The organism is Mycobacterium sp. (assembly GCF_044223235.1).
Lineage (GTDB): Bacteria > Actinomycetota > Actinomycetes > Mycobacteriales > Mycobacteriaceae > Mycobacterium.
Genome location: NZ_JBGAME010000026.1, coordinates 64,699 through 71,501, shown reverse-complemented (window position 1 = coordinate 71,501; position 6,803 = coordinate 64,699). Strand labels below are relative to the sequence as shown.

Annotated in this window: 5 protein-coding genes and 1 tRNA gene; 2 read left to right on the top strand and 4 right to left on the bottom strand. The window is 68.7% G+C overall.

Going from position 1 to position 6,803, the window contains the following annotated elements; genetic code table 11:
* From ADBZ6K_RS22800 to ADBZ6K_RS22790, 3 genes are all read right to left on the bottom strand, one after another.
* On the bottom strand, positions 1-3,045 hold a 3,045-nt coding region (locus ADBZ6K_RS22800; protein ID WP_526350940.1), incomplete at its 3' end, for an ATP-binding protein.
* 104 nt (positions 3,046-3,149) lie between these two features.
* Positions 3,150-3,224 (bottom strand) — tRNA-Thr (locus ADBZ6K_RS22795).
* 42 nt (positions 3,225-3,266) lie between these two features.
* Positions 3,267-3,998 carry a hypothetical protein gene (locus ADBZ6K_RS22790; protein ID WP_526350938.1) on the bottom strand — a complete coding sequence of 244 codons (732 nt, stop codon included), beginning with the start codon at positions 3,996-3,998 and terminating at the stop codon, positions 3,267-3,269.
* Positions 3,999-4,136: 138 nt separating this feature from the next.
* Here ADBZ6K_RS22790 and ADBZ6K_RS22785 point away from each other — a divergent pair, with 138 nt between their 5' ends.
* The gene (locus tag ADBZ6K_RS22785) at positions 4,137-4,856 is read left to right on the top strand and encodes a response regulator transcription factor (protein ID WP_526350936.1); all 720 of its coding nucleotides are present in this window, start codon (positions 4,137-4,139) and stop codon (positions 4,854-4,856) included.
* 30 nt (positions 4,857-4,886) lie between these two features.
* Complete coding sequence (locus ADBZ6K_RS22780; RefSeq protein ID WP_526350934.1) at positions 4,887-6,371, top strand: sensor histidine kinase; 1,485 nt, start codon at positions 4,887-4,889, stop codon at positions 6,369-6,371.
* Here the strand turns inward: ADBZ6K_RS22780 and ADBZ6K_RS22775 are convergent.
* Entirely contained in the window at positions 6,343-6,747 is a 405-nt protein-coding gene (locus tag ADBZ6K_RS22775) for an HIT family protein (protein ID WP_526350932.1), read from the bottom strand. The genes ADBZ6K_RS22780 and ADBZ6K_RS22775 overlap by 29 nt on opposite strands.
* Positions 6,748-6,803 lie beyond the last annotated feature (56 nt).

Genomic DNA, 6,803 nt, shown 5'->3' with positions numbered 1-6,803 from the left:
CCGCAGCCGCAGCAGCCAGACGTCGAGAACTGCCCACTCCCCGTCTGTCGGCACGTTCGCCAGGCGATCGATCGCGGACTGGGCCTCGGCCATGTCGGCCGCTGTGCCACGCCCCAGCAGGGCCTCCACGAGAAGGGCGGCGCCGCAGACGCCGTACCCCAGCCGTCCCGCCTGATACAGATTGTCGACTGCTTTGCGGATCGCCGTTATGGCGCTGTCGCGGTCGCCACATCTGGCGTGTTCCCGGGCCACATAGATGTCCAGCATCGGCAGTCCATAGAGCAGGGATCGCTCACGCCGCCACATCTCGCGGACGCTCGTCAGCAACGCGAGTCCGCGCTGCCGGTCCCCTGGGCTGTCCCGGCACACCAGGACCACGGCCAACGCGAACGTGACGACGCCGAGAGCGGCGTCGTCACTTGATCCCTCGGCGACTGTCAGTGCCTCTTCGAGGGCGCGCACCGCGGAGTCGTCCGCCTTACGCATCCCGTAGAAGACCGTCCATCCGTATGCGTAAGTGGCGACCGCGCCTCGGGTGATCGCGTCGCTGGTCCGCACCATCGCAACGGCGGCGTCGAGGTCCTCGGACCATCCGGCTCGGCCGAGCCACGACCGCGAAACGCCGCGGGATGCCATCGCCACTGCCAATGGCGATCCGAAACCGAAGCTTGCACCCATCGTCGGGTCGCCGCGGGTCAGGTCGACGAGGGTCTGTGACCACCGCAAGATGGTGGGTATCTCGCCGGTGTCGAACCAGATGGAGATCGCCCAGCATCCGACGCCGACGGCTAGGGTCGGATCGCCGATCGACTCGAGCAGCGCCATCTGTTCGGATGCCAGCCGCGACGCGTCCCGGGCTTGCCCAGCAATAAGGAGCTCGACTGCCGGTCCGGTCATGGCGAGGGCGAGTGAGTTCTTGTCTCCCGCCGCGCTGCACAGCTCTCGCAGCTCGGCGAAACTGCCGGCGGCGCTGTCGCGGACTCGCACAGCGGTCAGGCACAGCATGGTGCGCGGTGCGATGCGCATCGGCAGTCGGTCGGGGTCGTCGGCAGGCAGCGCGTCGGCGATCCGGCGGGCGCGTTCCCAGCTCAACCGTGCCGCGTCGATATCGCGGTGGATGGCCCATCCGCCTGCGCGCATGTGCCAGGCGTATGCCGCACGGCGGTCGCCCGCGACCCGTAGATGTTCGGCGATGAGCGCGGCGTTCTGGTCGGTGGACTCCGGGTCCTGCTGTTGGATGGCAGCCGCGAGCTGCCGGTGTACCTCGACGCGATCGGATCTCAGCTGGGATTCGTAGGCCACCGCGCGGATCAACGGGTGCCGGAAGGCATATTCGGAACCCGGGTCCGACGAGACCCGTTCGATCAGTTCCGCGCCGAGCAGCTCGTCGAACAACGCTTCGACACCCAGCGCCGCGAGCAGCGGTCCCCCGAAGTGAGCGCCGATCACCGACGCCGTGGTCAACGTCCGCTTGGCCGCAGGGTCCAGCCGGTCGATGCGCGCCTTGATGGCGGCCTGCACGGTGGCGGGCACGCTGACCTCGGCGCTGTCGGCGTGGCAGGTGTAGTTGCCGCGCTGTCCGCTGAGTACGCGCCGTTGGGCTAGTTCGCGGACCATCTCTTCGGCGAAGAAGGGGTTTCCGGCGGCGCGGTCGGCGATGGTCGCCGCAAGCGCGGCGACGGAAGGATCGATGCCCAGCAGCTGAGTGACCAGGGTCGCGGTGTCGGTGTCGCTGAGTGGGGCAACGCTGATCGGCTGGGCGCCGGGTAGGTGTATCAGCCTCCCGTGGTACTCGGGTCGTGAGGTGATCAGCACGATCGATGAGGTGCGGGCAATGACGGTGAGGAAGTCGGCGATCAGCGACTCGCTGACGGTGTCGATCCATTGGGCGTCTTCGATGATCAGCAAGGCGGGTGTGGTGCGGGTCAACGAGGCGGTGTTGATCAGTGCGGTCAGTCGGCGCCGCCGGGCGTCGGGGTCGATCGGGGGCCGCGCCACGTCGGGGTGGGCGATGCCGAGTAGGTCGTCGAGCAGCAGCAGGTCGTGCGGGTCGGCGTCGGGTAGTCGGTCGCGGACCCGGGCGCGGGCGGTGGGGTCGTCCAGGTCGGTGATGCGAAGGCCTGCGCGCAGCAGTCGGGTGACAGCGTGGAAGGGGATGTCGCGGGCGTGGGATTCGCAGAAGGTCCACATCACCTCGACGCCGCGTGCGGCGGCCAGCGCTGCGGCTTCGCGGGCGGTGCGTGATTTGCCGATGCCGGGTGGTCCGATCAGGTTGGCGAGGCCGCCGCGCCCGGCGATGGCGCGGTCCGTCATCGCGTCGAGGGCGGCCATTTCCCAGCGGCGTCCGACCAGGTTTGCCTCGGTGCGGGTGAGGGGGCTGTCGCGAGGGGCGACGGCCAGCAAGCGGTGTGCGCGTACCGGGTCGTCGGTGCCTTTGACGCGCACCCATTGCGGTGGCGCCAGGGTGGCGGTCTGCTCGACGAGTCGTGCGGTCGACTCCGAGACCATCACCTCACCGGGTGGTGTCGCCGACTCGATCCGCTGCGCCAACCCGACCTGGTGACCGGTTGCGGCGAAGCCCAGTGATCCCGAGCCGATCGCCCCGGCGATCACCTGACCGGAATTCAGGCCCACCCGCATACGAAGCGACACCCTGTCGCGGCGCTCGACCTCGCCGGCCAGCCGGCGGATCTGATCCTGGATGGCCAGGGCGGCCAGGCAGGCCCGGAAGGCGTGGTCCTCCATCGCGACGGGGGCCCCGAAGATCGCCATCACGCCGTCGCCGGTGAACTCCACGGTGCCGCCGTAGCGGCGTGCCACGACCGTCGAGCGCTCCACCAGCTCGGTCATGATCTCGCGGAACCGCTCCAACTCCAGCACAGCGGCGAGGTCCATCGAACCCACCACATCGGCGAACAACACCGTCACTTGCTGGTACTCGGCGGTCGAGGCCGGCGTCGCCAGCCGCGACCCACATCGATCGCAGAATCTGGCGTTTTCTCGCGGCCCAGCGCCACATGACGCGCATGCCGCACCGCCTGTCATCGCAGTACCGCCGATCTACGGGCCGCCCCGAGCCCGATCGACCAACGATAGGGCGACCCGTCGCGGCGCACATGTGATCAGCGCATGACGACGCAGGTCACGAATGGAGCCCCCTGTCAGGATTGAACTGACGACCGCTCGCTTACAAGGCGAGTGCTCTACCACTGAGCTAAGGAGGCGTGTGGCGCGCCCGAGTTTATCCGGTCGGGTGCCCGGGTGGTCTATTCCTCGTGGTCGATGATGCGCTGCGACGACACCGTGCGCGGGGGCGCCCTGCGCACCACCCGCCGCGGCAGCGGAATACGGTCGGCGATGTTGCTGAGCGGATTGACCACCTGACTGAGCGTGGTCACCGCATCCCGCAGCGTGTCGATGGTCGGCGCCAGCGCCTCCAGCCCCGGCGTCAGCCGGTTGAGGGTGTCGGCGACGTTGGCCAGCTGTTCGAGCGGACCGTTGCGAGCGGTCAGTTTGTCGACCAGCCCGCCCTCGGTCAGCAGCCGGTCGGCAAGCCCGTCCTCGGCCAGCAGTCGCTCGACAAGTCCGTCCTCGTCCAGCAGCTGATCGACCAGACCGCCGGGCTCGAGGGCGCGCGTCAGACCGCTGTTCTCCTGGGTCAACCGATCGAGCACGCCGCCGGGCGCCGTGAGCCGGTCGACGATGCCACCCGGCTGCATCAACCGATCGATCGGGCCGCCGGGGGCCAGCGCCCTGCCCAGCGGTGCATCGTCGTCCACCAGTTTGGCCACCCGATTCGCCCGATCGATGGCTTCGTCGATTCCGAGCAGATGCGCGACCGAACTGGGCGCCGCCTTGGCGCGGTCGTTGACTCCGCCCATGGTCCGCTGGGCAACGCCGAGTGCGCCACCGGCCACACCGAGACCGGCCTCGGCGACGGCGAGCCCCACCCGGACCGGGGCGGTGGCAATCTGTACCAGGGCGCTGCCGAGGTTCATGCGCCCAGTGTATGGGCGTCGGCGGCAAACCCCGTGAGCCTCACTACGCGCCGCAATCTGTACACAACCTGTGAAACTCACAGCACATTGACAGGTAGCGTGCAGGAACAGTTCAAGAAACTCGTAGACATTGTTCAGATGGCCATGGCTGCACTGCCCGAATCCGCACCCGAGGCGAGAGTCCTCGTGGTGGACGACGAGACGAACATCGTCGAACTGCTGTCGGTGAGCCTGAAGTTTCAGGGCTTCGAGGTTCACACGGCATCCAACGGCGCGGCGGCGCTGGACAAGGCCCGCGAGGTGCGGCCGGACGCCGTCATCCTCGACGTCATGATGCCGGGAATGGACGGCTTTGGCCTGCTCCGGCGGCTGCGCGCCGACGGGATCGACGCGCCGGCACTGTTCCTCACCGCCCGTGACTCGCTGCAGGACAAGATCGCGGGGCTGACGCTGGGCGGCGACGACTACGTCACCAAACCATTCAGCCTCGAAGAGGTGGTCGCGCGCCTGCGGGTCATCCTGCGCCGCACCGGGCGGGGTGTCGAGGAGCCGCGCAACTCCCGCCTGACATTCGCCGACATCGAACTCGACGAGGACACCCACGAGGTCTGGAAGGCCGGAGAGCCGGTGTCGCTGTCGCCGACCGAGTTCACCCTGCTTCGCTACTTCATCATCAATGCGGGCACGGTGCTGTCCAAGCCGAAGATCCTCGACCACGTCTGGCGCTACGACTTCGGCGGGGACGTCAACGTCGTCGAGTCCTACGTCTCCTATCTGCGCCGCAAGATCGACACCGGAGAGAAGCGCCTCCTGCACACGCTGCGCGGGGTGGGCTACGTTCTGCGCGAACCGCGATAGCCCGCGCGAAGACTGGCGAACAATAAAGAGGTGTCCAGACTGAGCGGAAGGGGAGTGCCCCTACGGATCGGCCTGGTGGCCGCGACGTTGGTGCTGGTGGCGTGCGGGCTGCTGGCCTCCGGTATCGCCGTCACGTCGATCATGCGGCACACCCTCATCAACCGGATCGACCAGACCCTCCTCGACGCGTCCCGCGGCTGGGCCCAGGCGCCGCGAAGCATGCCGCCGATTCCCCTGGAGGGGCCGAACCCGGGCCGCCCGCCCTCGGACTTCTATGTTCGCGGCGTCGGACCGGACGGCCGCATGTGGATGGCCATCAACGATCGTGAGGCCGAACCCGTACTCCCGCCCGACAACGACGTGGGGCCCATACCGGTCACCGTGCCATCGATCGACCATTCCCACGCGGAGTGGCGGGCGATGACCGTCCGCGGCCCCGACGGGGAACTCACCACCGTCGCGATCGACCTGTCCAATGTCACATCCACGGTGCGGGCACTGACTTGGTCGCAGGCAGGCATCGGCGCCGCGGTCCTGCTGGTGCTCGGCATCGTCGGGTTCGCCGTGGTACAGCGCAGCCTGCGTCCCCTCGGCGAAGTCGAGCGGACGGCCGCGGCGATCGCCGCGGGTCAGCTCGACCGCCGCGTCCCCGAGCGCGATCCGCGCACCGAAGTGGGCCGGCTCTCGCTCGCGCTGAACGGCATGCTGGCCCAGATCCAGCGCGCCGTCGCGGCCTCGGAAGCCTCCGCCGCACAGGCCCGTACCTCCGAGGAGCGGATGCGCAGGTTCATCACCGACGCCAGCCACGAGTTGCGCACCCCGTTGACGACGATCCGCGGCTTCGCCGAGCTCTACCGCCAGGGCGCCGCCCGCGATGTGGAGATGCTGATGGGCCGCATCGAGAGCGAGTCGCGGCGGATGGGTCTGCTGGTCGAGGACCTGCTACTGCTGGCCCGCCTCGATGCGCAGCGTCCGTTGGAGCAGCGCCGGGTCGACCTGCTCGCGCTCGCCAGCGATTCGGTGCACGACGCGCGGTCCATCGCCCCGAAGCGGCGAATCACCCTCGAGGTCTTCGACGGACCGGGCACACCCGAGGTGCTCGGCGACGAGATGCGACTGCGGCAGGTGCTCGGCAACCTCGTAGCCAACGCGCTGCAGCACACGCCCGAGACGGCGCGCATCACGGTACGGGTCGGCACCGGCGACGATCACGCCGTCCTCGAGGTGTGCGACGAAGGTCCGGGCATGCCCCAGGAGGACGCGTTCCGGGTGTTCGAGCGCTTCTACCGCGCCGACTCTTCGCGGGCGCGAGCCAGCGGCGGTACCGGCTTGGGGCTGTCGATCGTGGACTCCCTGGTCTTCGCGCACGGCGGGACCGTGACGGTCACCACCGCCCCCGGCATGGGGTGCCGGTTCACCGTGCGGCTGCCACGCATCGCCGATGTGCCCGGCCATGCGGCACCCGATGCCGACGTGTCGGGGGAGCTCAGCTCAACTCAGCCAGCGCGGCCTTGATCTTGGCCTGTGCCTCGTCGAGGGATTCCGCCGATGGGTTGTTGTCCACGTTGGCGAATCCGAAGTCGGTCAGGTTGTAGGCGGGGAAGACGTGGACGTGCAGGTGCGGTACCTCCAGCCCGGCGATGATGACGCCGGCGCGCTCCGCCCCGAAGGCGCGGCACACCGCCTTGCCGATGAGCTGCGCGACCCCCATGACACGGCCGAACACCGCCGGGTCGATGTCCTGCCACTGGTCGATCTCGGCGCGCGGCACCACCAGGGTGTGGCCGTGTGTCATCGGCGCGATCGTCAGGAACCCGACGATCTCGTCGTCCTCATAGACGAATCGGCCCGGCAGTTCGCCGTTGATGATCTTGGTGAACACGGTCGCCATGGGTCGAGCATAGTCAGAGGCTTGCGCGCGACACCGCGGTCAACCGGTCAGGTGCA